The 3,321-nt window shown below is 36.6% G+C and carries 4 protein-coding genes; all 4 read right to left on the bottom strand.

Annotation, left to right across the window (positions count from 1 at the left end; translation table 11 throughout):
- Nucleotides 1-262: 262 nt before the first annotated feature.
- The gene (gene rsmA, locus MUW74_RS02970) at nt 263-1,054 is read right to left on the bottom strand and encodes a 16S rRNA (adenine(1518)-N(6)/adenine(1519)-N(6))-dimethyltransferase RsmA (protein WP_243553061.1); all 792 of its coding nucleotides are present in this window, start codon (nt 1,052-1,054) and stop codon (nt 263-265) included.
- Between the two features lie 12 nt (nt 1,055-1,066).
- The gene (locus MUW74_RS02965) at nt 1,067-1,441 is read right to left on the bottom strand and encodes a helix-turn-helix domain-containing protein (RefSeq protein ID WP_243519280.1); all 375 of its coding nucleotides are present in this window, start codon (nt 1,439-1,441) and stop codon (nt 1,067-1,069) included.
- A 263-nt stretch (nt 1,442-1,704) separates the two neighbouring features.
- Complete coding sequence (gene lipB / locus MUW74_RS02960) at nt 1,705-2,409, bottom strand: lipoyl(octanoyl) transferase LipB (protein WP_243519277.1); 705 nt, start codon at nt 2,407-2,409, stop codon at nt 1,705-1,707.
- Nucleotides 2,410-2,592: 183 nt separating this feature from the next.
- On the bottom strand, nt 2,593-3,321 hold a 729-nt coding region (locus tag MUW74_RS02955; RefSeq protein ID WP_243553060.1), incomplete at its 5' end, for an HD domain-containing protein.

The following is a 3,321-nucleotide window of genomic DNA, read 5'->3' as shown; positions in this document are numbered from 1 at the left end:
TGCTCTATATTACTACTCCAGCTAAGCAGGAACGTATCTGTTCATGACATTGGTAAAAAATGAATCTTTATTGTTACTTTTTTCTTGATAAAAAAGTAACCAAAAAATCAAGCCCTCAGTAAAAAGTTTCGGCAAGCAGCCCTTACAGCTGGAAAAACAGAACTCGCCCGCTTGGTGGGCTTCAAACAGGCTGTTTTTCTATTTCAGCTGTAAGGGCTGATTACTGATCGCAACTATTTTACAAAGGGCGTTTTTGCTTTTTCTACGTAGCTTTGCCACTGCGCTGAACAGCTACAGTCAACGCTACAAATTCAGCTACACTTAACTCTTCTGCACGTTTATTGAACAAATCAACACAAGGTATATTGGATATATTGAAACCACGCAAAGCATTGAGTAACTTTTTTCGACGCTGCTGAAAACCACTTTTGACTATTTGAAAAAATAGCGACTCATTACATGGTAGTTGTTGTACACTATTCCGATGCATGGTAATAACAGCAGAGTCTACCTTAGGAGGAGGCAAAAAAAGATGAGGCGGGACTGTAAAATGATATACTATGGTATAAAATGCTTGTAAAAGCACACTAAGCATACCATAGACCTTACTACCTGGTTGAGCAGTGATGCGTTGTGCTACTTCTTTTTGAATCATGCCTATTACTGCATCGACCACATGACGATTTTCTAAAATTTTAAAGAAAATTTGGGAAGAAATATTATAAGGGAAGTTACCAATAATAGTTAATCGTTTACCTTGAAACTGTTCTGCTAATGGTAACTTTAGAAAATCCGCTTCTATGATGCGATCCCTTAATTGGGGATATCTCTTTTTTAGATAAGGTATAAGATCACGATCTACCTCTACAAGGTATAAACTAGCAATAGACTTACAGAGTAACCTATCTGTTAAACTACCCCTACCAGGGCCGACTTCAACGACCGTACCTACAATACTTTTATCTGTTAATAGATTGGCTATTTGACTAGAAACAGCAACATCGCTTAAAAAATGCTGCCCCAGCGACTTTTTAATTCTTATGGATGTTGACATAGCTCACTACACTTAAAAAGAAGAGTTGATAAGTTCTTTAATTTTCTTATGCAAACCATGCTGGTCAGCATCCTGCGACTTCTTCAATAAGAACTTGAGTAACCAATGATATTTTTCCAATAGAGTTTTATACTTTTGCTCAAGTTGAAAAAGTTCTGCACGGGCATCTTCTGGCAGCGCACTATCTGACTTTATCTCAGGAAAATGTACAGCAAAATTATAGTGCAACACCATTCCTAAAGTCAATATAAAGTCATAGCTTAAATTTTTCTCTTTAAATCTATTATAAAGCGTATTTCTACTTATACCTATTCTTTCAGCTAATACTGAAAGAGAAATACCGCTTCTTCTCACTACATTTTCAATAATTTTTCCTCTATGTTGCATCTGGCATTAGCAAGTTAATAAGTAAGAAAAGAAGATGCTTGAGCAGATTCTTCCCATTGTTTTTTTATGCTTGAATTTTGCAAAAGATCTAACATTAGAATTCTTGTGAAAGATTTAACCACTGGCCCTAGCTGCAAATTACCAGCATAAGTAGCCTTCTACAAGAAGCCTATTCAAGTAAACTACCCGGCATTATAAATAGGCACCATGCATGCAATATAAAGATTTGCCACTTGATTTTAAATAAAAGTGTAATACAAAAACTACACAGAATTTAACTTTTTTAAAATATTTTGCTCTAAAATGTCTGATACAGTCATTATAGAAATAGATTTGTTTAATTCTTTTTGCATGGATGTTACTGCTTTAGATATACCGCAGGGTATAATTTGATTAAAAGGTGCCAGATCATTATTTACATTTAGAGCTAGTCCATGCATCGTTACCCACCTGCTTACCCTAATACCAATGGCACAGATTTTTCGATCTAACTGTTTTTTAGTTTCATTTGCTTTTAACCATACACCAGTTAAACCAAGCAAACGAGTCGATTCAATATTAAAATAAGCCAACACCTCTATAACACAAGCTTCAAGCAAGCGAAGGTAACGATGTATATCTGTAAAAAATTTTTCCAAATCAATAATAGGATAAACTACCAACTGCCCTGGTCCGTGATAGGTAATATCCCCTCCTCTATTGGTATGATGCAATGTAATCGCCTGTGCTTGTAAAATAGCTGGATCTACCAACAAATGGTCTATAGACCCCCTTCTACCAATGGTGTATACAGGAGGGTGCTGACAAATAAGTAAGTAACCACAGGGCGCTGGATGAGGCTGCTTAATCGTAAAGCTTCCAGATTTTTGCTCAAGCAGCCTGCCATAGCAGGTTTCTTGAATCGCCAATGCTGCTTTATAATCTATTAAGCCTAATTGCTTTACAACGATTTTTCTATGTTTTACCATCTGGTATAAGTTCTATTTAAGACACTTTTGTATACATAAAGGTTTAAAAATTTAGATATAACCAGTGTCTGTGGGTGTAAGCCGAAAGGAAAAGAAATGCAAGAAGACAAAGTGTCATATAAAGGCCTGGCTTACCAGTGACTTGAACAAATAATGAAAGCTAGAGGCATACTAGCAATTTATCTAATTTGCTTGGCTTTTAATTCTATCCTTACAAAGCTTTAGTGCCGCTTGAGCAGCTGCCTCTAATACTGCGCCTATCTCTGGGCCCAAGTATTGATTGGCTATAGGAAGATCTATCGTAAGGGTTTCTTGAGCCATATGCTGAACCTCTGTTAGGTGCATATAACCGGCTGCTTGACGTAGATCATAAAGACGTTCAGCTAATGTGATAAAAAGTACCGAGAGTTGTACATGGTCTTCTTTAAGCGCTTTTTCTAGTCGATTCTGTACAGAAAGTAAAGAAGGAGCATCCAGTTCTTCCCGTTTATCTATCTTTACTACATTGGAGACAAAAGCATAAACACCTAAATTGTAATGTTCTTTGATATAAGAAAGAGGCAAACAAGTACGACGGACCAAGCCATAAAGCAAAGAAGCATAAATTACTTTAGGCGAGTGAAAAACCCAATCTACCACTATCTGAGCAATCCCTACCGAACGGACATAAAACAATTGACCTGAGCTATGACGCTTAAAGCCAAAATGTTGACGTAACAATAAAAGCAACCCTGAAATGATTTTTATATCAATAGGGGCCTCTTTAGAAACATATTTACAGACATGATCATGGAACTTCATTAAGGCCATCATAGAATCAGCTTGCTCTTGAGGAGTAACAGGTGCCTCTGAGTTTAAGCAATCTATAGGCAGTTTAACGGTCATCTTATCACGAATATCCGTAACATCACT

Source organism: Candidatus Cardinium sp. cBcalN2, assembly GCF_022810445.1.
Lineage (GTDB): Bacteria > Bacteroidota > Bacteroidia > Cytophagales > Amoebophilaceae > Cardinium.
This window is presented reverse-complemented; position numbering and strand designations above follow the sequence as displayed.